We start from the raw sequence: 25,465 nt of genomic DNA, 5'->3' as shown, positions 1-25,465 counted from the left end.
GGATGACCGGCCCGGCGGTCACTTGCCGGAGCGGATGCGGTCGACGGCGATCTGCGCGACGCGGACGGCGGCGCCCGGGCTGAGGCGGACGCCGCGCCAGGCGACCCGGCCGTGCGCGGGGGCGACGATGAGGGCCTGGTTCCTGGCGACGCCGCGCATGATGTCGCGGGCCAGCTTCTCCGCCGTGTAGAGGCGCGGGGACGCCTTCGCGATGTCGCCCGTGGCGTCCCCGCTCAGCGGCGTCTCGGGCAGGTCCGGGTTGACGTTGTGCAGCAGCGGGGTGTCGACGAAGCTCGGGCAGACGACGCTGACCTTGACGCCGCGCCCGGCGGCCTCGGCGCGCAGGCCGAGGGACAGCCCGACGACGGCGTGCTTGGTGGCGGTGTAGGGGATGCCGATCGGCATCGGGACGAGCCCGGCGAGCGAGGCGGTGTTGACGATGTGGCCGCGGCCCTGCTCCAGCATGATCGGGTAGGCGGCGTGGACGCCGTGCACGACGCCCTTGAGGTTGATGTCGATCGCGCGGTTCCAGTGGTCGAGCGTGAGCTCCTCGGCCAGCCCGCCGACGGCGATGCCGGCGTTGTTGAACACCAGGTCGAGCCGCCCGTGGTCGGCCTTGACGCCCTCGTAGAGGCCCGTGACGGCGTCGGCGTCGGTGACGTCGAGCGCGGCGGGCACCGCCTTGCCCTTGCCGAGCGTGTTCAGCCTGTCGGCCACCTGGGCGGCGCCCTCGGCGTTGATGTCGCCCACCACGACGGTGTCGCCGCGCGCCACCAGGGACGTGGCGATCGCACGGCCGATGCCGGACGCTCCTCCGGTCACGATCGCGATGCTCATTGCGCGCTCCGCTCGGATGAACCGCGGGACCGGGCTCGGGGGGGGGGGGAGTGAGCCCGGCCCGCGGCAGCTAATTGGATATGTCGTGTAATTGCGGGATTGTACGGGGTGGCGCTCGGTGACGATACTCAGGCGGCGACGGAGCGGCGCCGCCCCGGCTCGTCCCAGATGCCGAAGGCCTTCCACACCCGCTTGTTCACCGGGTCGATCACGCCCAGCTCCGCCATCAGGTCGCGGATCTTGCCGACCGAGTTGGCGATCTCCGCCTGCGACGCCTCGTTCTTGTAGGCCGCGCGGACGACGTCCTTCGGGATGCCGAAGTGCCGCACCATCGGGCCGGGCGGGGACAGCATGATCCGCGCCATCACGCCGAGCACGACCGGGGTCGCGGCGCCGAGGAGCCGGCGGCGCAGCGGGTTCATGTTCGGCACCCGGTGCTTGAGGTAGTGGCGGGCGAAGGAGATGTGCCGGGCCTCCTCCGCGATGTGGATCTTCATGATCGTCTCTTCGAGCGGGTGCTTGATGTGACCGCCCTTGAGGGACTTGCGCTGGACGTAGTCGATCGGGTCCTCGCCGCCGAGCACGAACACGAAGAACATCTCCGTGCTGATCAGCGGGATCCACGGGGCGGCCTGCGCGATGAAGCTGAGCGAGCGGGGCATGCCGCGGATCGGCATCTTCGTCCGGTTCACGAACTCCTGGAACATCATCCCGTGGTGACATTCCTCGGTCGTCTCGTGGTAGACGTACCGGAACTCCGGGCGGCCGTTCGGCAGCCGGTAGGCGTAGTTCAGCAGCCCGCGCTTCAGCAGGTTCTCGAACTGCAGGCCGATCTTCATCGCGGTGGCGACGCGCCACAGCCCGATCTGCGCCTGGACCTCCGGTGGCTGCGACCGGTACCACGCGGTCTCGCCGAGCCGGTCGAACCGCGGCAGCACCCAGCGGGGATCGTTCTCGTCGACGGTGAACTCGGGGTCGTCCCAGGGGATGTCGGCGTAGGCCTCCCAGTGCTTCTCCACCGACGCCTTGTTCAGGCGGTCGATGACGCCGAGGTACGACTTCTTGTCCTTGACCTGCTCGCGGACCTCGTCGGCGAGTTCGGTGGGGGCTTTCGGCATGTGAGGCGCTCCCTCGGGGGTGGTGCGGCGGCCGGGGCCGGCCTACCGCTGGGGGTCTGGTCTGCCCCGCTCGGGGACGATCAGCTGGGCGACGTCCTTGACCTGACGCAGCACCGCGGCCTGGTGGCCCTCGGCGTCGTCGTCCAGCGCGTTCTGTATCGAGAGGCCGACGAACATCGCGAACACGCCGCGCAGCATGGTCGGGGCGAAGTCGGGCGGAAGGGTGTTGTCGGGGAACAGCCGCTCGAACGTCTCCAGGATCACCTCGAGGATCCGCTCGTTCAGATCGCGGCACAGGGGCCGCAGCTCGTCGTCGGTGCGGGCCGCCACGGCCAGCTCCATGAGGGCCTTGGCCGGACGGCCGCGGAACACCTCCCAGAGGAGGTCGAGCGCGCCCGACACGTTGCGCCGCTCCAGCGGGAGCACCGCGAACGCGGTCTCGTACGCCAGGCGCTGCGCCTCCAGCAGGTGCTCCAGCGCGGCGGCGACGAGCACCATCTTCGTCGGGTAGTGGTGCTGCTGCGCCCCGCGCGACACACCGGCCCGCCGCGCCACCTCCGTGGTGGACGTCCCGGACCAGCCGAGGTCCACCAGGCACTCCATGGTGGCCTCCAGGAGGCGGGCCTGCGTGCGCGACCTGCGCTCCTCCTGCGTCCGGCGGCCGGACGGACCGCGCCGATGACGTCGGCGGCTGCTCACTGACACGCCTCCGACGGTACGAGCGCGGAAACAAGCAAGCAAGCCTGCATGTATGTTGCCCGCATCACAATTGGACACCGGGTCTTATTGATCTCCGCGTACCCCAGCGGACGTAGCCGGGCGGGCCGCGATGCGTCCGGGGGAGCAGGGCCGGTGCCTCTCCTGGCCCGACGACGCGCCCCGGAACGCGGGACGACGATCCCGGGCATGGGAAACGCAGCAGAAGCAAGGCAAGCGATCGGCGACGGCGCGGCGACCACTGAAGGCGGCGCCCGCACCGTAGGACTCACCAAGGTGTACGGCACCGGGACCACGGCGGTCCGCGCCCTCGACGACGTCACCGTGGAGTTCCCGGCGGGGCGCTTCACCGCGATCATGGGGCCGTCCGGCGCCGGCAAGTCCACCCTGATGCACTGCGTCGCGGGGCTGGACGACGCGACGTCCGGCAAGGTCTACGTCGGCGGCCAGGAGCTCGGCGCCCTGTCGGACCGCCGCCTGACCCGGCTCAGGCGGGAGCGGATCGGGTTCGTGTTCCAGGCGTTCAACCTGCTCCCCACGCTCACGGCGCACGACAACATCGTGCTGCCGCTGACGCTGGCGGGGACGGACCCGGACCGGGAATGGCTGGACACCGTCGTCCGCGTCCTCAAGCTGGGGGACCGGCTGGCGCACCGTCCGTCCGAGCTGTCGGGCGGCCAGCAGCAGAGGGTGGCGCTGGCGCGCGCACTCGTCACCCGCCCGCAGATCGTGTTCGCGGATGAGCCGACCGGCAACCTCGACTCGCGCACCGGCGCCGAGGTGCTCGCGCTCCTCCGCGACGCCGTGGACGACCTCGGCCAGACGGTCGCGATGGTCACCCACGACCCCGTCGCCGCCGGGCACGCCGACGCGGTGGTGTTCCTCGCCGACGGCCGCGTCGTCGACGTCATGGAGGCCCCCACGCCCGACCGGGTGCTGGACCGCATGCGAGGGCTGGGAGACCACCGATGATCGGGCTCGTCTTCAAGGAACTGTGGGGACGCAAGCGCCGGATGGCCGGCTCCCTCATCGCGGTCTTCCTGGGAGTGACCTTCCTGAGCGGGACGCTCGTCCTCGGCGACACGCTCGCGGCGAGCATCGACGGCTACGTCTCCAGCGCCTACGGCAAGACGGACGTGACCGTCCGGAACGCGACCAGGGTGAGCGACGCGCCGTGGGGCGCGCGCGGGCAGATCGACGCGTCCGTCCTGGACAGGGTGCGGAAGGTGGACGGCGTCGCGAACGCCGAGCCGACCATCGAGGGATCGGGCCAGCTGCTCGCCAAGGACGGCACGACGATCCAGTCGCGCGGCCCGCGGACGGCCGGCAACTGGATGACCGACCCGAAGCTCAACCCCTACCGGCTGGCCGAGGGCCGCGCGCCCCGCGCGCCGAACGAGGTCGTCATCAACAAGATGTTCGCCGACGAGGGAGACCTGACGATCGGCGACCGGACGGCCGTGCTCACGCCGGAGAAGGTCCCCGTGACCGTCGTCGGCATCAGCATGTTCGGTGACGAGGAGGCGTTCGGCGAGACGTCGTTCACGGCGTTCTCCCTGGAAGGCGCCCGCCGCCACGTTGCGAAGGGGACCGACCGCATCACCGGCGTCGCCGTCCGCGCGCGGGACGGGGTGAGCCAGGACGAGCTGGCGTCGCGCATCAGGCCCGTCGTGCCCGCAGGGGCCGAGGCCGTCACGACGGAGACGGCGGTCGAGGAGGGCATGAGCCTCGTCGAGAGCGGCTTCCTGCAGGTGTTCCGGGTCGTGCTGGCCTCGTTCGGCGGGGTGGCGCTGCTCGTCGCGGCGTTCAGCATCCACAACACGTTCGCGATCACGGTCGCGCAGCGCACCCGCGAGTCGGCGCTGCTGCGCGCCCTCGGCGCCGGACGCCGGCAGGTCCTCACCATCGTCGGCTTCGAGGCGCTGGTGATCGGCGGCGCCGCCACGCTCGCCGGGCTCGCCGGCGGGATCGGGTTCGCGGCCCTGCTCCGGCAGCTGTTCACGCAGTTCCGGATCGGGATCGAGATGGAGGGGCTCACGGTCGCCGCCACCTCGGTCATGATCGCGGTGCCGGTCGGGCTGCTGGTCACCCTGGTCGCGGCGCTCGGCCCCGCGCTGAAGGCGTCGCGGACGCCGCCGCTGGCCGCGCTGCGCGAGGTCGCCGCCGAGACGTCCCGGCCGTCGGAGACCCGCGTCATCGTCGGCGGCGTCTTCGCCGCGGTCGCGATCGGCACCGTCGTGTTCGGCGCGGTCACCGAGCAGACGGCGATGGCGGTGGCCGGCGCCGTGGTGACCGCGGTGTCGATGGTCGTGCTCGGTCCGGTGGCGGCCCGCCCGGTCGCGGCGCTGCTCGGCGGCCCCGCGGCGCGGCTGCGCGGCGTCCCCGGGACGCTGGCGCGCGACAACGCGTCCCGCAGCCCGGCCCGCACGGCCGGCGCCGCGACCGCGCTGATGATCGGCGTCGGGGTCGTGACCCTGATGACGGTGTTCATCGGGTCGCTGCGGGCCTCGCTGGAGGACGGTGTCGCCGGCTCGTTCAAGGGCCCGATCGTGGTGGACTCCGGCGGCAACGAGACCGGAGGGTTCAGCACGTCCCTCGTCCAGGACGCGGCGAAGCTGCCCCAGGTGAGCGACGTCGCGGGACTCGGAACCGGCAGCATGCGGGTGGCGGGCGAGCCGTCCATGGTCAGCGTGGCCGACCCGTCCAGCCTCCGGCGCGTCCTCGACCTGGACGTCACCGAAGGCGGCCTCGGCGACGCCGGTACGTTCGCCGTCTCGAAGAAGGCCGCGGACGACAACGGCTGGCGCGTCGGCACCGCGGTCGGTGTGACGTTCGCGGACGGCGCCTCGCAGAAGCTCACCGTGGGGGCCGTCTACAACAACACCGACCTGACCGGCGACTACCTGGTCCCGCGCACCGCATGGAACGCGCACACCAGGCAGCCGCTCGACACCCGGGCGTTCGTCGAGCTGAAGCCCGGCGCGTCGGTCGCGTCCGCCCGCCAGGCCCTTGCGGCGGTCGCCGAGCCGTACGGCGCGCCCGACATCGAGTCGCGGGACGAGTTCGTCGCCGCCCAGACCGAGGACATGGCCGGCTTCATCACGGTCGTCTACGGGATGCTCATCCTGGCCATCGTCATCGCGCTGCTCGGCATCGCCAACACGCTGTCGCTCGCCGTCCACGAGCGGACCCGCGAGCTCGGGCTGCTCCGCGCGGTCGGCGGGACGCGCCCGCAGATCAGGTCGATGGTCCGCTGGGAGTCGGTCATCGTGGCGCTGTTCGGCACCGGCGGCGGCCTCGGGCTCGGGGTGTTCCTCGGCTGGGGCCTCGGCACCGCGCTCGGCAACCCGTTCGCGCCTCCGGCGGTGCAACTGGCGGTCATCGCGGTGGTCGGCGCGATCGCCGGAGCGCTCGCCGCGATCCGGCCCGCCCGGCGCGCGGCGCGGTCGGCGATCCTGTCCGCGATCTCCGCGCCGTGAGGCGTCCGTCCCCGTCCCCTCCCGCCCGCGGAGGGGGCGGGGCGCGTCCAGGCCCGGCCATCGGGGGCCCGGGCCTGTCGCGCGTGTCGCGGACGGCTCACGGTTAAGGTGTGTCCATGCAGGTCAACCAGTCGGGCAAGCTGACCAACGTCTGTTACGACATCCGGGGACCGGTCCTCAAGCGCGCCAAGCAGCTGGAGGCCGAGGGGAACAACATCCTCAAGCTGCACATCGGCAACCCGGCCCCGTTCGGGTTCGAGGCCCCGCCCGAGCTCCTCCAGGACATGATCCGCAACCTGCCGGACGCGCACGGCTACAGCGACTCCAAGGGCATCCTGTCCGCCCGCCGCGCCATCGTGCAGCGCCTGGAGGACGACGGCGTCCCCGGCATCGACGTCGAGGACGTCTACCTCGGCAACGGCGTCTCCGAGCTCATCGTGATGACCCTGCAGGCGCTCCTCAACGACGGCGACGAGGTGCTCATCCCGGCCCCCGACTACCCGCTGTGGACGGCGTCGGTCTCCCTCTGCGGCGGCACGCCCGTCCACTACCTGTGCGACGAGGACGACGGCTGGCAGCCGAGCCTGGACGACATCGAGTCCAAGATCGGCGACCGGACCCGCGCCATCGTCATCATCAACCCGAACAACCCGACCGGCGCCGTCTACTCGCGCGAGGTGCTGTCGAGCATCGTCGAGGTCGCCCGCCGCCGGAACCTGATCGTCTTCGCCGACGAGATCTACGACCGGATCCTCTACGACGACGCCGAGCACGTGCCGATCGCGTCGCTGGCCCCCGACCTGCTGTGCCTCACCTTCGGCGGCCTGTCGAAGAACTACCGGGTCGCGGGGTTCCGGGCGGGATGGGTGGTGCTGTCCGGGCCGAAGGAGCACGCCGAGTCCTACATCGAGGGCCTCGACATCCTCGCCAACATGCGGCTCTGCCCGAACGTCCCCGGCCAGCACGCCATCCAGGCGGCGCTCGGCGGCTACCAGAGCATCGACGACCTCGTCCTGCCGACCGGACGCCTCGGCGAGCAGCGCGACCGCGCCTGGAAGCTGCTGAACGACCTGCCGGGCGTCAGCTGCGTCAAACCCAGCGGCGCCCTGTACGTCTTCCCGCGCCTGGACCCCGAGATGTACCCGATCGAGGACGACATGCGCTTCGCCCTCGACCTGCTGGAGCAGCAGAAGCTCCTCGTCGTCCAGGGCACCGGGTTCAACTGGCCGTCCACCGACCACTTCCGCGTCGTCACGCTCCAGTACGCCGACGACCTGGAGGACGCCGTCGGCCGCATCGGCGAGTTCCTCGGGACCCGCCGCCGCTGACGCCCGCGGGCGGCACGGTTCGGCCCTTCGCTCAGCCCTTCTCCGCGGCGGCGTCCAGCCGGCGGAGGGCGCCGCGCACGACGGCCGGGTCGGTGGTCGCCCAGAACGGCGGCAGCGAGTTCTTCAGGAAGCCGCCGTAGCGGGCCGTGGCGAGCCGCGGGTCGAGGACGGCGACGACGCCGCGGTCGTCCATCGACCGGAGCAGCCGCCCCGCGCCCTGCGCCAGCAGCAGCGCGGCGTGCGTCGCGGCGACCGCCATGAACCCGTTGCCGCCGCGCGCCGCGACCGCCCGCGACCGCGCCGACGACACGGGGTCGTCCGGCCGCGGGAACGGGATGCGGTCCATGATGACCAGTTGCAGCGACGGGCCGGGGACGTCCACGCCCTGCCAGAGCGACAGGGTGCCGAACAGGCAGGTCCGCTCGTCCTCGGCGAACTGCTTGACCAGCAGGGACGTGGAGTCCTCGCCCTGGCAGAGCAGCGGGTGGGTCAGATGGTCCTTCAGCTCGTCGGCGGCCTGGCGCGCCGCCCGCATCGAGGAGAACAGGCCGAGCGTGCGCCCGCCCGCCGCCTCGATCAGCTCGGTGATCTCGGTCAGGTAGGCGTCGGCGAGCCCGTCGCGGCCGGGCTGCGGCAGGTGCCGCGCGACGTACAGGATGCCCGCCTTCGGATGGTCGAACGGCGAGCCGACGTCCAGCCCGGACCACACGACCTCGGTCTCCTCGCCCTTCTCCGTCGCGGTCTGCGCGAGCCCCTCCGCGGCGGTCTTGGCGTCGCGCGGCCCGCTCTCGTTCAGCGGCGGCAGCCCCCACTGGCGGGCGAGCGGCTCGAACGACCCGCCCAGCGTGAGCGTCGCCGACGTCAGGATCGCGGTGCGCTGCTCGAACAGCGTCGTCCGCAACAGGCCGCCCACACCGATCGGCGCCACATGCAGGGCCGGCGGCCTCTTCGGACGCCCTTCCTGGACGAACGGCTTCTCCAGCCACACCACGTCGAAGCGCTGCCCCATCTCGGGCTGGAACGCCTCCAGCATCCGCACGGCCGTCTCGTGCATCTCCTCCAGCGACGACCGTGCCGCCTTGCGCGCGGCCATGTCGCCGGGGTCGGCGTCCTTCTTCTCCGGGCCGAGCGCCGTGATGCACGCGTGCGCGGCGTCCCGGACGGCGGCGAGCGTGTTGCCGAGCGCGGGCGACAGGACGTCCATACGTCCGGCGGGCATGTCCTCCAGAAGGAGGCCGAGCCCTTCGGCCGACTCCTTCATGCGGTCGGCGATGCCCTCCTCGATGAGGCGCCCGCAACGCCGCGCCGCCGTCTCGACGCCGGCCGCGCTCAGATCGCCGGTCGCGACCGACGTGACCCGGTCGACCAGCTCGTGCGCCTCGTCCACGATCACCACATCGTGCTCGGGCAGGACCTGGAACTCCTCCAGCGCGTCGATGGCCAGCAGCGCGTGGTTCGTGACCACGATGTGCGCCTCGCCGGCCTCCGCCCGCGCCAGCTCCGCGAAGCACTCGGTGCCCTGCGGGCACCGCTGCGCGCCCAAGCACTCCTTCGCCGTGACCGCGACCTGCCGCCACGCCTGCTCGCTCACCCCCGGCACGAGCTCGTCCCGGTCGCCGGTCTTTGTCTCCTCGGCCCACTCGTTCAGCCGCTTGACCTGCCGTCCGAGCGTGGAGAGCTGCTGCGGGTCGAACAGGCTCGGCCCGCCGTCCTCCTCCTCGGGCACCCCCGTCTGCACCCGGTGCAGGCACAGGTAGTTGCGGCGGCCCTTGAGGATCGCGAACTTCAGTTCGGTGCCGAGCTGCGGCCCGAGAGCCTCGGCGAGCCTGGGCAGGTCGCGGTCGACGAGCTGCCGCTGCAGCGCGATCGTCGCGGTGGAGACCACCACGGTCGTCTTGTTCTGCACGGCGTACCGGATCGCCGGGACGAGGTAGGCCAGCGACTTGCCCGTCCCCGTGCCGGCCTGGGCGGCGACGTGCTCACCGGACTCGATCGCCTTCTCCACCGCCCGGGCCATGCTCACCTGCCCCGGGCGCTCGGCGCCCCCGATGGACGTGACGGCCGCGGCGAGAAGGGTCGCCATGTCCGGAATCTGGGTATCGCTGTCGGTCAGCAGATCAGGGGCGGGCACGTCGCCCAACGCTACCGTCCGCGGCCGACACCCGCGCCCCGGTAGCCCGCACTCGGGCCGCCGGTTCCCGCCGGCCCGGAGTTATCCACAATCGCGGGACCGTGCTCGGCCGGCGCGCCGCCCCTGCGAGGGTCGAGCCATGACACCCCTGGTGATCCGCTCCGCACAGGACGCCATCGCGGCCGTCCCCTACCTGCTCGGCTTCCACCCGTCCCGCAGCCTCGTCGTGATCGGCTTCGAGGGCCGCTCCGGCGGCACGTGCGCGATCCGGCTCGACTTACCGTCCGGCGACGCCGGCCGGGTGGCCGCCCTCCTCGCCGCGAACGGCTTCACCCGCTCGCTCGTGCTCGGCTACGGTCCGGCCGGCGAGGTGGCCGCGGCCGCCGCCCCGATGCGCGCGGCGCTGTCGGACGCCGGCGTCCCCGCCGCCGAGGCGATCCGCGTCGCCGAGGGCCGCTGGTGGTCGCTGACGTGCGACGGCGACTGCTGCCCGCCCGAAGGGACCCCGTACGACATCTCCGCCAGCGCCCTCGCCGCCCAGGCGACCTTCGCCGGTCACGTGGCCCTCGCCGACCGCGCCGAACTCGTCGCGTCGGTCGCCCCGATCGGCGACCCCGCGATGCACCGGGCCACCGAGCGCGCCGAGAAGCGCCGCCTCGCCTGCCCCCGCACGGACGCCGAGAGCGACCTCGTCTTCGTCCTGGCCCTGCTCGCCCACGTCCGCACCGGCATCCGCCCGACCGACGACGAGGTCGCCTGGCTCGGCCTCCTCCTCACCGACCTGCGCATCCGCGACGAGGCCTGGATTCGCATCGACGAGGACGCGCCCGCCGCCGACATCGCCTTCTGGCGCGACATCGTCCGCCGCGTGGACGAGAGGCACGTCCCGGCCCCCGCGTCCCTCCTGGCGTTCGCCGCCTACACCGCCGGCGACGGCGGCCTGGCCAACGTGGCCCTGCAACGCGCCCTCGACGCCGACCCCGCCTACTCCATGGCCGTCCTGCTCCGGGAGGTGATCCACGCTGGCATCCCCCCGTCCAAGCTCCGCCTGGGCATGAACCCCGACCAGCTCGCGACCGCCTACGACGCCCACCCCCACCGCAAGGCCGGGTAACCCACCCCACCCACCCAAGCCTCGACACGGCCCGTGTAGGCGTGCAGGGTCCGGGGGCGGCGTCCTGCCGCGCAGCTCGTTCGGCACGCCCGTCCACGCTGGTCGGGGGGCGCGCGGTCAGGGGGCTACGGCCTGGCCGGGCGTGCCGGGGTCTATGCGGCGGTCGCGGTTGCGCTCGTTCCAGGCGCGCATGCGCGGCGGGTAGCCCACGATCTGGACGTCGTAGATGGGCAGGCCGAGGTCGCGCGCCACCTTGGCGATGACCTTGGGGGAGCCGACCCGGCGGCGGGTCCACTCGCCGTCGTGGGCGACCGCGACGGCCGTGGTGTCGGTGGCGAAGGTCTCCGGCTCGACGAAGAACTCCACGCCCTGCCGGGACCGGGCGAACGCGATCAGGGCCTCGATGTCGGAGTCCGTCGCCTCGCGGTCGAGTCTCGTCACCGTGGGTCCGCGATGTCTGCGGATCCCGAATCGATCCCGGAACCTCATCGCCCATCCCGTCGCCTGTGCCGCCGGATTGCGGTGTACGACGATAACGACACCCGCGCGGCGCGGGTTCCCGACACAGCGGCGGCATCCCCGGCGGGCGGGGGGTCGAGCCCTAGACTTGCGCACCTGGGGGATCATCATCGGGGGGATCGATGGACGGGCTGGACCGCGTCCGGCGGGGGGCCGCGGCCGTGCTCGCGGCCTCGCTGTTCGGGTTGCTCAGCACGCTCACCCCCGCTCCGAAGCAGGCCGGGCTCGTCGCCGCCCGGAGCGCGGCCCCGGACCGCCACCCGACGAAGCCGGAGCCCCGGCCCACGGCCCCGCCGAAGCCGCCGCCACCCGACTGCGCGCGGGCCAGGTGCGTGGCGCTGACGTTCGACGACGGGCCCGCCGAGAGCACCGGCGAGCTCCTGGACATCCTGGCCGCCCGCCATGTGAGGGCGACGTTCTTCCTGATCGGCGAGAACGTCGCGGAGCATCCCGAGCTGGTCCGGCGCGAGGCCGCGGAGGGACACGAGCTCGCCGACCACAGCTATACGCACGCCGATCTCGGCCACGCCTCGCGCAAGGAGATCCTGTCGGAGCTGAACCGCACGCAGGACGCGATCCGGCGGGCGTCCGGCGTCACCCCGGTCCTGCTCCGGCCGCCCTACGGGTCGACGTCCGGGCGGCTGAAGAAGATCACGCGGAGCCTGGGGCTGGCGCAGGTGATGTGGACGGTCGACCCGCTCGACTGGGAGCGCCGCGACACCGGGTACGTCGAGAAGCGGGTGCTGAAGGAGGTGAAGCCCGGCTCCATCGTCCTCCTGCACGACATCCATCCGACGACGGTGAAGGCCGTCCCGAGGATCGTCGACGAGCTGGCCGCCCGCGGCTACGTGTTCGTCACGGTGCCGGAGCTGTTCGGCGGCCGCCTGACACCGGGGGAGGAGTACGTCCAGCTGAATTCAGGGGAGGCTCAGGGTCTTCCCTGATACCTCGGCGGCCCGCGCCCGCCGAGCATGGGAGGTATGAACAGCAGCTACGCGGCGGGGGATCTGCGGGTCTCGGACGCCGAGCGGGAACCGGTCATCCAGAACCTCCAGGTCGCCTACGCCGAGGGGCGCCTCGACGAGGACGAGTTCGACATGCGCGTCCAGCTGGCGATGACGGCCAAGACGCGGCGCGACCTCGGCGCGGTCACCCACGACCTGGTGCCCGCGCCTCGCAAGCAGCCGGCCGCGTGGGACGGGGAGTCCCCGACGGGCGAGGACAGGATGCTCGCCGCGGCGGCCCATGCCATCGCCGTCCCCACGCTGTTCGTCGGGCCGCTGTTGCTGATGCTGCTGAGCGGCAAGCGGTCGGAGTACGTCCGCAGGCAGGCCGCCGAGGCCGTGAACTTCCAGGTGACGCTGCTGCTGCTCACGATCGTCACGTTCGGGATCGGCGCGGTCGCGTACGCGGTCGCGTGGGTGCTGTCGGTGATCGCGGCGATGTTCGCGCTGACCGGCGGCACGTTCCGCTACCCCTGGATCCTGCGCCTGGTGAAGTGACCCGGCACCGGCCCGGCCGAGGTGCCGGGCGCCTCCCGGGTTTGTCGGCGGGTGCCTCCGGGGAAGTGTTGACGTGGCCGCTCTGTACGCGGTTCCGTCGCTCCAGGAGATGAATCGACGCCGATGTGTACGCCCGTGGCTTTATTCCCCTCCCTACCTGTGACGCCCCTAACGCCCGAGTTATGTGGACCGTGCATGGGATGATCGATTAACTAGGCGAGGGAGGGGCAGATGACGGAGCTTGCGGTCAAAGGTGATCACCAGCGGGCGGTGGAGGCGCTCCGGAGGTCCTACGCGGCGATCCCGGCGGGGACGCCGGTGCGGCTGGCGAAGCGGACCTCCAACCTGTTCCGGTGGCGCGACCCCTCGGAGGCTCCCGGGCTGGACGTGTCCGGGTTCGACAAGGTCCTGAGCGTCGACGCGGACGAGCGGACCGCCCAGGTCCAGGGCATGACGACCTACGAGGACCTGGTCGACGCGACGCTCCCGCACGGGCTGATGCCGACGGTCGTCCCGCAGCTGAAGACCATCACGCTGGGCGGCGCGGTGACCGGGCTCGGCATCGAGTCGACGTCGTTCCGGGACGGGCTGCCGCACGAGGGCGTCCTGGAGCTGGAGGTCCTCACCGGGGACGGGCAGATCGTCACCGCGACCCGCGACAACGAGCACGCCGACCTGTTCTACGGCTTCCCGAACTCCTACGGGACGCTCGGCTACAGCCTGCGGCTGAAGATCGAGCTGCGTCCCGTCCGCCCGTACGTCCGCCTCCGCCATCTGCGGTTCGGTGACGCGGCGGAGCTGGCCCGCGTCATGGGCGAGATCACCGAGAGCGGGACGTTCGAGGGCGAGTCCGTCGACTTCATGGACGGGACGGTCTTCTCCGCGAAGGAGCAGTACATCACGCTCGGCTTCTTCGCCGACTCGGCGCCCTACACGTCCGACTACACCGGCCAGGGCATCTACTACCGGTCGGTCCAGGAACGGTCGGTCGACTTCCTGACGATCCGCGACTACATCTGGCGCTGGGACACCGACTGGTTCTGGTGCTCGGGCGCGTTCGGGGTGCAGAACCCGGCCGTCCGCCGGCTCTGGCCGGACAGGTACAAGCGCTCCGACGTGTACCGCAAGCTGGTCGCCTACGATCGCCGCTACCACATCGTCGCGCGCGCGGAGCGGTGGCGAGGTCTTCGCCCGCGCGAGGACGTCATCCAGGACATCGAGGTGCCGACCGAGCGGCTCCCGGAGTTCCTGGAGTTCTTCCACGACAAGGTGGGCATGAGCCCCATCTGGCTGTGCCCGCTGCGCGCGAAGGAGCGCTGGCCGCTGTATCCGCTGGACGTCGGCCGCCCGTACGTGAACGTGGGTTTCTGGGGAACGGTGCGGATCCCGCCGGGTCAGATCCCCGAGTACCACAACCGGCTCATCGAGCGGAAGGTCGCGGCGCTCGACGGCCACAAGTCCCTCTATTCCACCGCCTTCTACGGCCGGGACGAGTTCTGGCGGTACTACGACGGTGAGACCTATAGGCGGCTCAAGGGGGCCTACGACCCCGGCGAGCGGCTACTGGACCTCTACGACAAGTGCGTGCGCGGACGCTGACCAAGCGCCCGCCGTATCGGGGGAGCCCGCCGCCGGTGGCCACCGCCGCCCGGCCCGGGACGGAGAGACAGGAGGAAGAAGATGACGCTGGCCAAGGTCTTCCAGCGGCTCGCCGGGGCTGAGGCGCCAGTGGAGTTCACGGCGTACGACGGCTCGCGGGCGGGGGTTCCCGGCGCCGACATCCGGTTCGACGTGCGCTCGCCCTACGCGGTGTCGTACCTGCTGCACTCGCCGGGGGCGCTCGGGCTCGCCCGCGCCTACGTCACCGGCATGATCGACGTCGACGGCGACATGATCACCGCGCTGACGACGATGCAGCAGGTGCTGGGCGATGTGACGGCGGCCGACAAGGCGCGCATCGCCGGTTCCGTGCTGGGTGATCCGCTGCTGCGCGGCGCGGTCTCGCGCCGGCTGGACCCGCCGCCGCAGGAGGCGCCGTTCAGCCGGATCCCGTCGTGGCTGCGGCACTCCAAGCGGCGGGACGCCCGTGCGATCTCCCACCACTACGACGTGTCCAACACCTTCTACGAGTGGGTGCTCGGCCCGTCCATGGCCTACACGTGCGCGTGCTACCCGCGTGAGGACGCGACCCTGGAGGAGGCGCAGTGGGCCAAGCACGACCTGGTCGCGAGGAAGATAGCGCTGAAGCCGGGGATGCGGCTGCTGGACGTCGGCTGCGGCTGGGGCGGCATGGTCATGCACGCGGCGAAGGAGTACGGCGTCAAGGCGCTCGGCGTGACGCTGTCCAAGCAGCAGGCCGAGTGGGCGCAGAAGGCGATCGCCGACCGGGGCCTGTCCGACCTCGCCGAGGTCCGGCACATGGACTACCGCGACGTGGCCGAGACCGGCTTCGACGCGATCAGCTCCATCGGCCTCACCGAGCACATCGGGAAGGCGAACCTGCCCGCCTACTTCACGTTCCTGCACGGCAAGCTGAAGAAGGGCGGGCGGATGCTGAACCACACCATCACCCGTCCGGACAACAGGGCGCCGTCCCGCAAGGAGAACGGGTTCATCAACCGGTACGTGTTCCCGGACGGTGAGCTGGAGGGCCCCGGCTACGTCCAGATGCAGATGAACGACGCGGGTTTCGAGATCCGCCACCAGGAGAACCTGCGCGAGCACTACGCGCGGACGCTCACCGCCTGGTGCGAGAACCTCGACGAGCACTGGGACGAGGCGGTCGCCGAGGTCGGCGAGGGCACCGCCCGCGTGTGGCGCGTCTACATGGCCGGGTGCGTGCTCGGCTTCCGGCAGAACTGGATCCAGCTGCACCAGACGCTGGGCGTGAAGCTGGACGACGACGGCACGAGCCACATGCCGCTGCGTCCCGACTGGGGATCGTGAAGGCGGGCGCTCCCGCACCGTTGACGGGCCGACCGGACTTTCCGGCCGGCCCGTCGCCGTCCGGGCCTCGGAAGGGTCAGACGGCGAACAGGAGGGCGGCGCTGGCGAGCACGATCACGGCGGTCGCGAAGTGGACGCCGAAGGCGACCGCCCTGGTGCCGCCGTGGCGCAGCACGACGAGGGTGTCGCCGAGCGGCGCGATGGCCGCGACCAGCATGTACCAGGCGGCGGCGTGGGCGCCGGCGAAGACGATCAGGGCGAGGCCGACCAGGCCGAGCGTGAGGTCGCGCAGCCCCTTGATCTCCAGGTAGGCGGTGTCGCCGTCCGGCTTCGCGGGGACGCCGTATCCGGCGGCCGCCGCCTGGGGCGCCGCGAGGAAGCGGGCGCCGATGAAGACCACGAACAGGACGAGCACGACGGCGAGGCCGTAGGCGGCGGGAACGAGCATCACGATCTCCAATTTCTAGCACTGCTAGGAACAGAATCGACGCTAGCATAGCGAGGCAAGAACTTCTAGCACTGCTAGAATTCCGGCCATGACGATCCAGGGACGCCGCGAGCGCGAGCGCGCCGAACGGGAACGACTGATCATCTCGGCGGCGCGGGAGCTGGCCGAGACCGAGGGCTGGGACGCGGTGACGACCCGCCGGCTCGCCGCGGAGATCGAGTACAGCCAGCCCGTCCTCTACAGCCACTTCAAAGGCAAGGACGCCATCATGGCGGCCGTCGCCGTCGAGGGGTTCGCCGAACTCGCCGCCGCGCTGCGGGCGGCGCGCACCTCGTCCACCGAGCCGGCGCGGGTCCTCGCCGAGGTCGCCAGGGCCTATGCGGATTTCGCGGAGCGCAGGCCCGCGCTGTACGACGCGATGTTCACCCTCGCCGTCGACCTGCCGTTCGCGAGCCCCGAGGCGCCCGAAGCCCTGCACGCCGGATTCGGCGAGATACGCGAGGCCGTCCGGCCCTTCGCGGGCGAGGACGATCTGGAGGCGCTCACCGAGACGTTCTGGAGCGGCCTGCACGGCCTCCTCACCCTGATGCGCAACGGCCGCCTGCGCCGCGAGGAGCACGACGTGCGCCTCGCGGTCCTGCTCCGGCGCTTCTCGACCTGACGGCCCGTCCGTCAGCCGTCGTCCCCGCGGCCCACGGTCATGGCCTTGATGAGGCCCTCCGGGGTGAACGCGACCGTCACCCGGGCGCCGTCGGGCGAGGTGCCGTCGACGGTGTCGGCGGACATCCTGATCCGGAAGCCGTGCCCGTCCAGGAACCCGAGGACGACGCGGCGGGGGTCGGCGGGGAAGACCTCGGCGGCCGTCATCAGCACCCGCGGCGCCGTGATCGGGTCGAACCCGGCGGCGGGCAGCGAGGGGTCGTCGAGATGGAAGTAGAACGAGCCCTGCCCGTCGTTGACGCGGCAGCTGTGGACGCCGTTGCCGCCGAGCACCGCGGCGGCGGCGATGGCCATCGTGGTCGCCGCCTGATGCGGGTTCGGGAACCCCGACAGGTCGAGGCCGCCGGCCATGAGTTCCGGAATCTCCTGCCGGTCGCCGTGGTCGCGGATGGCGCGCAGCGGGGCGATGGCGGGCGAGTCCTGCTCGAAGTGCGGGTTGTCCCAGGCCCACTTCCACGTCCGGCTGACGTGGGAGTAGCTCCCGAGGAAGGTCACGCCGTGGAAGGTGCGGCCGCCCGTGCTGAGGGTCCGCTCGTCGAGGTCGAAGGAGGTGTAGCCGTCCCCGAGCGCCTTGATGAGGACGTCCTGGCGGTGGATCGCGGCGGCCGAGCCGTAGGCGCCGAACGCCTCGAACTCGGGGCTGTAGACGCTGAGGCCCGTGAGGAACTCGGACCAGAATCTGGCGCCGCGCCCGTCACCCCGGCCGCGGTGGATGTCGCGCAGGCGGTGCGAGGCGTTCTCGGAGCCGACCTCCAGCACCGCCCGGCGGAGCCAGGCGACGGCCGTGTCCTCGTCACCGGCCTCGGCGAAGTCCACACCGAGGCAGAGAGCGGCTCTGGGGTGCCGGAGCTCGGCGGCGCGCCGCCACGCCTCCAGCTTCCCGGCCCTGTCGCCCCGGTCCTCGCGCACGAACCCGAGGTTGAACGCGGCTCCCCCGTTCCCGCGCTCGGCGGCGCGGGAGTACCAGGTCTCCGCGGCGTCGAGGTCGCCCTTGCCGTCGTTGTCGTACAGGCGGCCGATGTTGAAGCCGGCCTGGTCGGCTCCGAGGTCCCATGCCTGCCGGTAGAGGCGGATGGCCTCCTCCCGGTCCCCGTCGTTCTCGGCGAGGACGCCGAGGTTCAGCGGGCCGCCGGAGTGGCCGCCCTCCGCGGCCTGCCGGTACCACCGCTCGGCCGCGGCCCGGTCGCCCGCCCGCTCGGCGGCGTATCCGGCCTCGAAGGCGCTCGGGGCGTATCCCTGGCCTGCCGCCCGCGTCCACCACTCCACCGCCCGGTCGTCCTCGCCCCGGCCGGACGCGAGCATCCCGAGCTCGTGGGCGCCCCCGGGGTGCCCCGCCTCGAACGCCCGCCGGAACAGGTCCTCCGCGTCGTCCGGGTGCCCCGCCTTCCGCGCCTCCAGACCGTCCTCGTACAGGTCGATCGACTCGGCCGGGTATCCGCTCATGTACGCGCGCCTCCGCTCTAATGGGTCATAGACGTAGAGATCGACGCCGCCTGGCCGCGGCGGGTTCCTCGCGCGTGGCGGAATGCATGGACGGGACGGGCCACGGGTGGTAAGCCCGGGTTTGACGGGCGGGCGTCGCGGCGCCCACGGAGCGCTGGAGTCCTCATGGAACACGACTACGTCATCGTCGGAGCGGGGTCCGCGGGCTGTGCCCTGGCCGCGCGGCTCTCCGAGGACGCCTCCGTGACCGTCGCGCTCCTGGAGGCCGGCGGCCCTGACGACAAGGGCGAGATCCACGTCCCGGCGGCGTTCCCGAAGCTCTTCAAGACCGAGTGCGACTGGGACTACAGCACGGCTCCCCAGGCCGGGCTGGACGGGCGCGAGCTGTACTGGCCGCGCGGCAGGATGCTCGGCGGCTCCTCCTCGCTCAACGCGATGATGTGGGTGCGCGGCCATTAAGACGACTACGACGACTGGGACATCCCGGGCTGGTCGTACGAGGACGTCGTCCCGTACTTCAAGCGCGTCGAGGGGCGCGCCGGCAGCAACGCCGGCGACGTGTACGGGACGTCCGGCCCCGTCACGATCTCCGAGCAGCGCAGTCCCAACCCGACGACCCGCGCGTTCCTCGACGCGTGTGCGGCGGCCGGCCTGAAGCGGCGGCCCGAGCTGAACGGCCCGTCCAACGAGGGCTACGCGCTCACCCCCGTGAGCCAGAAGCGCGGCAGGCGGTGCAGCGCCGCCGACGCGTACCTGCGTCCCGCCCGTAAGCGCCCAAACCTCACCGTCGTCACGGGTGCGCAAGTGACGAGGATCCTCGTCGAGGACGGGCGCGCGACCGGCGTCGAGCACGGCGGGGAGCGCGTCACGGCCCGCCGCGAGGTCGTCCTGTCGGCGGGCGCGGTCGGGTCGCCGCACCTGCTCATGCTCTCCGGCATCGGCGACCCCGAGCATCTGCGCGGCGCCGGGATCGAGCCCGTCGTCGAGAGCCCGGGCGTCGGGCGGCATCTCCAGGACCACCTGTCGGTGGCCGTCCTGCGGCACTGCCCCGAGAAGATCACGCTCGCGGACGCCGGGTCGCTGCGCGACGTCGCCCGCTACCTGATCGCGCGGCGCGGGCCGCTGACGTCCAACGTCGGGGAGGCGGTCGTGTTCACCACGAGCGACCCGTCCCTGCACGCCCCGGACCTCGAACTGATCTTCGCGCCGGTCCCGTACATCGCGCACGGGCTCACCCCGCCGGCCGAGCACGGCGTGACCCTCGGCGTCGTCCTGCTCCAGCCGGAGTCGGCCGGGCGCATCACGCTCTCCTCCGCCGACCCGGCCGCGCCGCCGGTGATCGACCCGGCCTACCTGTCCCGCGAGGACGACCTGCGCCGCCTCATGGTCGGCGTCCGGCGCGCCGAGGAGCTGCTCGGCGCCGAGGCGCTGAAGCCCTATGCCGGAGACCCCATGGAGCCCTACACGGGTGCGGAGGACGAGGAGGCGCTGGCCCGCTACGTCCGGGGGCACGCCGAGACGCTGTACCACCCGACCGGCACCTGCCGGATGGGGACGGGGGCGGACTCGGTCGTCGACCCGGACCTGCGCGTCCGCGGCGTCGACGGGCTCCGGGTGGCCGACGTGTCCGTCCTGCCGCAGATCACCCGCGGGCACACCAACGCCCCCGCGATCATGATCGGGGAGAAGGCGGCCGACCTGATCAGGCGGACAGCCACCTGACGATGCGCGCGTTCACCTCGACCGGGGCGTCCACCTGGAGGAAGTGGCCGGCGCCCGGGACGAGGGCGGCCTGCGACCCCGGCGGGAGCTCCGCCCGGACGGCGTCCAGGTCCACCAGGTCCGCGCCGATGCAGCCGTCCTCCGCCCCGTGCAGGTACAAAACGGGGCGCTCGCCCACCTCGGTCGTCGCCCGCTGCTCGGCCGCGTACCGGTCGAGGAGCCGGGACGGGTCGAGCATGGCCCGGTAGTACCCGATGGCCGCCGCGACGTTGGCGGGCGTGCGCAGGCAGTCCATGGCGTGGTCGACGTCCGCGGACCGGTCCCGGCCGTCGTCGGGCGACCAGTCGCGCCACAGCCCTTCGACGAACGCGCGGCCCAGCGCGACCTCCGCGAGCGGCGTCTGGAAGACGAAGATGTAGAACGACCGCTTGAGCTGCTCGTAGTCGAGGAACGCGGTCGTCATCACCGAGACGGGCGGGACGGACATCACGACGGCCTTGCGCCAGCGGTCCGGGGCGGCGTTCACGGCGCCGTAGGTGGCGAACGCGCCCCAGTCGTGGCCGACGACGACCGCGTCGGAGCCACCGCCGAGGGCCTCGTGCAGGGCGACGGCGTCGGCGGCGAGGGCGCCGCTCTGGTAGGCGCCGTCCTCCGGGACGGACGTCGGGGCGTAGCCGCGCATGAAGGGCGCCACGGCGCGGTACCCGGCGGCGGCCAGGTCCGGCATGAGGTGCCGCCAGGAGTGCGCCGAGTCGGGGAAGCCGTGCAGCAGCAGGGCCAGGGGCCCGTCCTGCGGGCCCGCCGCGAGGTATCCGAAGTCGAGCCCGTTCGCCGTGACAGATCCGGTCGTGATGTCGCCCATGTCCGCCTCCTCGGTTCGCGGCGAACGGTACCGGGGTCCCGGTGGGCGGTGGGTATCGGGGTGGTCATTCTTCGGATACCGGCGTCTACTTATCTGTTTACAGCGGAATCCGTAGTCACTTAGCATCAAGGCAACTGGATCGATTGCAGCGAGGGAAGCGTGATGACGGAGCCGGACGTGACTGGCAAGCGGTACGACGCGATGCAGAAGGCGGCGCGCGACCACCTGTGGATGCACTTCGCGCGCCACTCGGCCTCCCAGGGCGGCGACGAGATCCCGGTGATCGTCCGCGGTGAGGGGCCCTACGTCTACGACTCGGCGGGCCGGCGCTACCTCGACGGGCTGTCCGGGCTGTTCACCGTCCAGGCCGGCCACGGGCGCGAGGAGCTGGCGCAGGCCGGTGCCAAGCAGGCCGCCGAGCTGGCGTTCTTCCCGCTGTGGTCGTACGCGCACCCGAAGGCCGTCGAGCTGGCCGAGCGCCTCGCCGCCCTCGCGCCCGGCGACCTGAACCGCGCGTTCTTCACCGCCGGCGGCGGCGACGCCGTCGAGAGCGCGTGGAAGCTCGCCAAGCACTACTTCAAGCTCACCGGCAAGCCGGGCAAGCACAAGGTGATCAGCCGCGCGGTCGCCTACCACGGCACCCCGCACGGCGCGCTGTCGATCACCGGGCTGCCCGAGCTGAAGGCCCCGTACGAGCCGCTCGTGCCGAGCGGGTTCCGGGTGCCGAACACCAACATCTACCGGGCCGCCGAGCACCGCGACGACCCCGAGGCGTTCGGCCGGTGGGCCGCGGACCGGATCGAGGAGGCCATCGAGTTCGAGGGCCCGGACACCGTCGCCGCCGTGTTCCTGGAGCCGGTGCAGAACGCCGGCGGCTGCTTCCCGCCGCCGCCCGGGTACTTCCAGCGCGTCCGGGAGATCTGCGACCGGCACGACGTCCTGCTGGTGTCGGACGAGGTCATCTGCGCGTTCGGGCGCCTCGGCGCGATGTTCGGCGCGGAGCGGTTCGGCTACACGCCCGACATCATCACGTTCGCCAAGGGCGTCACCTCCGGGTACGCGCCGCTCGGCGGGATGCTGGTGGCCGACCGCCTCTTCGAGCCGTTCAAGAACGGGACGGAGATGTTCGCGCACGGCTACACGTTCGGCGGGCACCCGGTGTCGGCGGCGGTCGCCCTGGCCAACCTCGACCTGTTCGAGCGCGAGGACCTCAACGGGCACGTCCGGCGCAACCGGGACGCCTTCCGCGGCACGCTGGAGCGGCTCCGCGACCTGCCGATCGTCGGGGACGTCCGCGGCGACGGCTACTTCTACGGCATCGAGCTCGTCAAGGACCAGGACACGCGCGAGACGTTCGACGACGAGGAGTCCGAGCGGCTGCTGCGCGGGTTCCTCGACAAGGCGCTCTACGAGGCGGGCCTGTACTGCCGCGCCGACGACCGCGGTGATCCGGTCGTCCAGCTGGCGCCGCCGCTGATCTGCGACCAGGGGCACTTCGACGAGATCGAGCAGATCCTCCGTTCCGTCCTCAAGGAGGCATGGGGCCGGATGTGAGCTGGATGTCCGGGCCCGGCCGCGCGCCGGGCCCGGGACCACTACTGTGAGGCGCGTCACCGTCCCGATCAGTGTGCGCGTGCGGCTTTACTTTGAGAGGCTGCATGTAAACCGAATCGGGTTCGGATATGACGAGGTGGTGGGCGAAGGTGCTCAAGGTCGAGGACATCAACCTGACGGACTGGGAGTTCTGGCGGCGGCCGCACGACCACCGGCACGAGGCCTTCAAGGCCCTGCGGTGGCACCCGTCCCTGGTCCTGTTCGAAGAACCCGACATCGTCATCGCACCGCAGGGGCCCGGCTACTACGCGCTGACCCGGCACGCCGACGTCGTCGAGGCGTCCCGGCGCCCGCAGGACTTCTGCTCCGGCAGGGGCGCCATCAGCATCCCGGACATGCCGGGCGACATGCACGAGTACTTCGGCTCGATGATCAGCATGGACGACCCCCGGCACGCCAAGATCCGGCGGATCGTGTCCCGGGCGTTCTCCCCGCGGATGATCCAGCGGTTCGAGGACCGGGTCGAGGCGGTCGCGGGCCAGATCGTCGAGAGCATCGCGGCCGGCGGCGGCACCGGGGACTTCGTCGCGGACGTCGCCGCCCGGCTTCCGCTGAAGATCATCTGCGACATGATGGGCATCGCCGAGGACCGGTACACGACCGTCCTGGACGCCACCAACGTCATCCTCGCGGGCAACGACGCGGAGTTCATCCCGTCCGACGACCCCGAGCAGCTCGCGATGGCGCTGCTCGCCGCGGGCGAGACGCTGAAGGGACTGGTCGGGGAGCTCGGCCGCAAGCGCCGCGCCGAACCCACCGACGACCTGACGTCCGCCCTGGTCAACGCCAACATCGACGGCGAGTCGCTGACCGACCAGGAGCTCGGCTCGTTCTTCATCCTGCTCGTCGTCGCCGGGAACGAGACCACCCGCAACGCCATCGCGCACGGCCTCGACCTGCTCACCCGCGACCCCGACCAGCGCGCCCTGCTCACCGAGGACTTCGAAGCCCGCGTCCCGGGCGCGGTCGAGGAGATCGTCCGGTACGTGTCGCCGGTCATCTGGATGCGCCGCACCGCCACCCGCGACACCACGCTGAACGAGCACGAGATCAAGGAGGGCGACAAGCTCCTCCTCTACTACTGGTCGGCCAACCGCGACGAATCGGTCTTCACCGACCCGGAGAAGTTCGACATCCTGCGCGACCCGAACCCGCACGTCGGCTTCGGCGGCCCCGGGCCGCACTTCTGCCTCGGCGCGCACCTGGCCCGGCGCGAGATCACCGTGATGTTCCGCGAGCTGCTGCGCCGGACGCCGAACATCCGGGCGTCCGGCGACCCCGACCGGCTGGAGTCCAACTTCATCAACGGGATCAAGCGCCTGCCTTACTCGATCTGATCCGGCAGGGGCGGCGCGGCGCCGGCACCCAGGGCCTCGGCCCGCGCCGAGGCCCTGGGCGGTGCCGGCTAGCGCAGCTCGCGCTTGAGGATCTTGCCGGTGGCGGTCATCGGCAGCTCGTCGCGGAACTCGACGATCCGCGGGTACTTGTAGCCGGCGAACTGCTCCTTGCCCCACGCGACCAGCTCGTCCTCGGTCACGGTGGCGCCCGGCGTCCGGATCACGTACGCCTTGACCTCCTCGCCGTGCGAGGGGTGCGGCACACCCACGACCGCGGCCAGCGACACCTCCGGGTGGGTCATCAGGACCTCTTCGAGCTCCCGCGGGTACACGTTGTACCCGCCCCGGATGATCATGTCCTTGGAGCGGTCGATGATGTAGTAGTAGCCGTCCTCGTCCCGGCGGGCCACGTCACCGGTGCGGAACCAGCCGTCCTTGATGGACGACTCGGTCGCCTCCGGCCGGTTGTGGTAGCCCTTCATGATGTTGTGGCCCCGGATGGCGATCTCGCCGGGCCCCTCGCCCTCGATCTCCTTCCAGCCGTCGTCGATCAGCTTCATCTCCACGCCCCAGACGGGCAGGCCGATCGAGCCCGGCTTGGTCGGACGGTCCGGGCGGTTGAACGAGGCCACCGGCGACGTCTCCGACAGGCCGTAGCCCTCCAGGATGTCCACGTCGAACTTCTTCTTGATCCCCTTCAGGACCTCCATCGGCAGCGCCGACCCGCCCGACACCGCCACCCGCAGGTTCTCCCGGATCGTCGCGATGTCCTCCTCCGAGGTCTCGTCGGTCAGCAGCCCCCAGTACATCGTCGGGACGCCCGCGAAGATGTTCACCTTCTCCTTGACCATCAGCTCGACGGCCTGCTTCGCGTCGAACCGCGCCTGCATGACGAGCGTCGCGCGCCGGTAGAGGCCGACGTTCATCACGCACGTCTGCCCGAAGATGTGGAACAGCGGCAGCGTCACCAGCGACGTGTCGTGCAGGGTCCGGTAGAAGAGCGTGTCGTCCACCATGGTGTTCATCAGGAGGTTGCTGTGCGTGAGCTCGGCGCCCTTCGGCTGGCCGGTCGTCCCGCTGGTGTAGATGATGACGGCGGTGTCGTCCGGCTCCGTCCGCGCCGTGTCGAACGTGCCCGGCTTCCCGGCGAGCGCCGCCCAGAACAGGTCGGCGCCCTCGATCGGGGACTCGGCGGCGGACGGGTCCGCCGGCAGCAGGAAGAAGTGCTCGCACCCCTCGGCCTGCTCGAAGCCCGCGTACCCCATCTCGCCGAGCGGCAGCTCCGGCGTCCCCTCGAAGCAGAAGAGCGCCTTCGCGCCGGAGTCTCCCAGGTGATAGGCGATCTCCCGGGGCTTGAGCAGGACGTTCAGCGGGACGACCACCGCGCCCGCCTTGAGCGCCCCGAAGTAGACCATCGGGAAGTACGGGAGGTTCGGGCTGGACAGGGCCACCTTGTCGCCCGGCTTGATGCCGCGCTCCCGCAGCAGGTTCGCGACCTGGTTCGCGACCGAGTCGAGGAACGAGTAGGAGAGCCGGAGATCGCCGAACACGACCGCGTCGCGGTCGGGCGTTTCCCTGGCGGCGTCCTCCAGTAGCACGGACAGGTTGAGCATGGCACTCCTCGCGCG

General features: G+C 71.7%; 21 protein-coding genes and 1 pseudogene. 13 read left to right on the top strand and 9 right to left on the bottom strand.

Annotated elements, in window-relative coordinates:
* Positions 1–18: 18 nt before the first annotated feature.
* The 3 genes from BM339_RS41240 to BM339_RS41230 form a co-directional block, all read right to left on the bottom strand.
* The gene (locus BM339_RS41240) at positions 19–837 is read right to left on the bottom strand and encodes an SDR family NAD(P)-dependent oxidoreductase (RefSeq protein WP_021599247.1); all 819 of its coding nucleotides are present in this window, start codon (positions 835–837) and stop codon (positions 19–21) included.
* 128 nt (positions 838–965) lie between these two features.
* Positions 966–1,955: an AurF N-oxygenase family protein gene (locus BM339_RS41235; RefSeq protein WP_021599248.1), complete on the bottom strand. Its 990-nt coding sequence runs from the start codon at positions 1,953–1,955 to the stop codon at positions 966–968.
* Between the two features lie 42 nt (positions 1,956–1,997).
* Positions 1,998–2,660: a TetR/AcrR family transcriptional regulator gene (locus tag BM339_RS41230; RefSeq protein WP_256255768.1), complete on the bottom strand. Its 663-nt coding sequence runs from the start codon at positions 2,658–2,660 to the stop codon at positions 1,998–2,000.
* Between the two features lie 201 nt (positions 2,661–2,861).
* Between BM339_RS41230 and BM339_RS41225 the strand changes: the two genes are divergently transcribed.
* The 3 genes from BM339_RS41225 to BM339_RS41215 all read left to right on the top strand — a co-directional run bounded on the left by BM339_RS41225 (position 2,862) and on the right by BM339_RS41215 (position 7,479).
* A complete protein-coding gene (locus BM339_RS41225; RefSeq protein ID WP_024936247.1) occupies positions 2,862–3,644 on the top strand; it encodes an ABC transporter ATP-binding protein in 783 nt (260 codons plus the stop codon).
* Positions 3,641–6,151: an ABC transporter permease gene (locus tag BM339_RS41220; protein WP_075024372.1), complete on the top strand. Its 2,511-nt coding sequence runs from the start codon at positions 3,641–3,643 to the stop codon at positions 6,149–6,151. The genes BM339_RS41225 and BM339_RS41220 overlap by 4 nt, the downstream gene beginning before the upstream one ends.
* A gap of 116 nt (positions 6,152–6,267) precedes the next feature.
* Positions 6,268–7,479, top strand: a complete 1,212-nt coding sequence (locus BM339_RS41215; RefSeq protein ID WP_075024371.1) for a pyridoxal phosphate-dependent aminotransferase — start codon at positions 6,268–6,270, stop codon at positions 7,477–7,479.
* A 31-nt stretch (positions 7,480–7,510) separates the two neighbouring features.
* On the opposite strand, the gene BM339_RS41210 is transcribed toward BM339_RS41215, so the two are convergent.
* On the bottom strand, positions 7,511–9,562 hold the full coding sequence (locus BM339_RS41210) for an ATP-dependent DNA helicase (protein WP_177287902.1): 2,052 nt from the start codon (positions 9,560–9,562) through the stop codon (positions 7,511–7,513).
* Positions 9,563–9,749: 187 nt separating this feature from the next.
* Between BM339_RS41210 and BM339_RS41205 the strand changes: the two genes are divergently transcribed.
* Positions 9,750–10,724: a DUF4192 domain-containing protein gene (locus tag BM339_RS41205; protein WP_075024370.1), complete on the top strand. Its 975-nt coding sequence runs from the start codon at positions 9,750–9,752 to the stop codon at positions 10,722–10,724.
* A 117-nt stretch (positions 10,725–10,841) separates the two neighbouring features.
* Here the strand turns inward: BM339_RS41205 and BM339_RS41200 are convergent, their stop codons facing one another.
* Positions 10,842–11,213, bottom strand: a complete 372-nt coding sequence (locus tag BM339_RS41200; RefSeq protein ID WP_024936243.1) for a hypothetical protein — start codon at positions 11,211–11,213, stop codon at positions 10,842–10,844.
* Positions 11,214–11,365: 152 nt separating this feature from the next.
* Between BM339_RS41200 and BM339_RS41195 the strand changes: the two genes are divergently transcribed.
* The 4 genes from BM339_RS41195 to BM339_RS41180 all read left to right on the top strand — a co-directional run bounded on the left by BM339_RS41195 (position 11,366) and on the right by BM339_RS41180 (position 15,691).
* Positions 11,366–12,187: a polysaccharide deacetylase family protein gene (locus BM339_RS41195; RefSeq protein ID WP_075024369.1), complete on the top strand. Its 822-nt coding sequence runs from the start codon at positions 11,366–11,368 to the stop codon at positions 12,185–12,187.
* 36 nt (positions 12,188–12,223) lie between these two features.
* Positions 12,224–12,745 (top strand): DUF1707 and DUF4870 domain-containing protein, encoded by a 522-nt coding sequence (locus BM339_RS41190; protein ID WP_075024368.1) that lies wholly within the window; start codon positions 12,224–12,226, stop codon positions 12,743–12,745.
* A gap of 231 nt (positions 12,746–12,976) precedes the next feature.
* Positions 12,977–14,344, top strand: a complete 1,368-nt coding sequence (locus tag BM339_RS41185) for an FAD-binding oxidoreductase (protein ID WP_075024367.1) — start codon at positions 12,977–12,979, stop codon at positions 14,342–14,344.
* Positions 14,345–14,425: 81 nt separating this feature from the next.
* Positions 14,426–15,691: a class I SAM-dependent methyltransferase gene (locus BM339_RS41180; protein ID WP_021594180.1), complete on the top strand. Its 1,266-nt coding sequence runs from the start codon at positions 14,426–14,428 to the stop codon at positions 15,689–15,691.
* 76 nt (positions 15,692–15,767) lie between these two features.
* Here the strand turns inward: BM339_RS41180 and BM339_RS41175 are convergent, their stop codons facing one another.
* A complete protein-coding gene (locus BM339_RS41175; protein ID WP_024936242.1) occupies positions 15,768–16,139 on the bottom strand; it encodes a DUF4267 domain-containing protein in 372 nt (123 codons plus the stop codon).
* Positions 16,140–16,227: 88 nt separating this feature from the next.
* On the opposite strand from BM339_RS41175, the gene BM339_RS41170 reads away from it, so the two are divergent.
* Positions 16,228–16,800: a TetR/AcrR family transcriptional regulator gene (locus BM339_RS41170; protein WP_021594182.1), complete on the top strand. Its 573-nt coding sequence runs from the start codon at positions 16,228–16,230 to the stop codon at positions 16,798–16,800.
* Positions 16,801–16,811: 11 nt separating this feature from the next.
* On the opposite strand, the gene BM339_RS41165 is transcribed toward BM339_RS41170, so the two are convergent.
* Positions 16,812–18,302: an SEL1-like repeat protein gene (locus tag BM339_RS41165; protein WP_075024366.1), complete on the bottom strand. Its 1,491-nt coding sequence runs from the start codon at positions 18,300–18,302 to the stop codon at positions 16,812–16,814.
* Between the two features lie 165 nt (positions 18,303–18,467).
* Between BM339_RS41165 and BM339_RS52030 the strand changes: the two are divergent.
* Both BM339_RS52030 and BM339_RS52025 read left to right on the top strand, forming a co-directional pair.
* A pseudogene (locus tag BM339_RS52030) lies at positions 18,468–19,313 on the top strand (GMC family oxidoreductase); the annotation flags it as partial.
* A gap of 15 nt (positions 19,314–19,328) precedes the next feature.
* The gene (locus BM339_RS52025; RefSeq protein WP_256255772.1) at positions 19,329–20,024 is read left to right on the top strand and encodes a GMC family oxidoreductase; all 696 of its coding nucleotides are present in this window, start codon (positions 19,329–19,331) and stop codon (positions 20,022–20,024) included.
* Here BM339_RS52025 and BM339_RS41155 read toward each other — a convergent pair.
* The gene (locus BM339_RS41155; protein ID WP_075024365.1) at positions 20,005–20,886 is read right to left on the bottom strand and encodes an alpha/beta fold hydrolase; all 882 of its coding nucleotides are present in this window, start codon (positions 20,884–20,886) and stop codon (positions 20,005–20,007) included. The two genes, BM339_RS52025 and BM339_RS41155, sit on opposite strands and share 20 nt — an antisense overlap.
* A gap of 162 nt (positions 20,887–21,048) precedes the next feature.
* Between BM339_RS41155 and BM339_RS41150 the strand changes: the two genes are divergently transcribed.
* Complete coding sequence (locus BM339_RS41150; protein WP_021594186.1) at positions 21,049–22,440, top strand: aspartate aminotransferase family protein; 1,392 nt, start codon at positions 21,049–21,051, stop codon at positions 22,438–22,440.
* 128 nt (positions 22,441–22,568) lie between these two features.
* A complete protein-coding gene (locus BM339_RS41145) occupies positions 22,569–23,837 on the top strand; it encodes a cytochrome P450 (protein ID WP_075024364.1) in 1,269 nt (422 codons plus the stop codon).
* A gap of 68 nt (positions 23,838–23,905) precedes the next feature.
* Here the strand turns inward: BM339_RS41145 and BM339_RS41140 are convergent, their stop codons facing one another.
* Entirely contained in the window at positions 23,906–25,450 is a 1,545-nt protein-coding gene (locus BM339_RS41140) for a long-chain-fatty-acid--CoA ligase (RefSeq protein WP_021594188.1), read from the bottom strand.
* Positions 25,451–25,465 lie beyond the last annotated feature (15 nt).

The organism is Actinomadura madurae (genome assembly GCF_900115095.1).
GTDB classification, from domain to species: Bacteria; Actinomycetota; Actinomycetes; order Streptosporangiales; family Streptosporangiaceae; genus Spirillospora; species Spirillospora madurae.
This window is presented reverse-complemented; position numbering and strand designations above follow the sequence as displayed.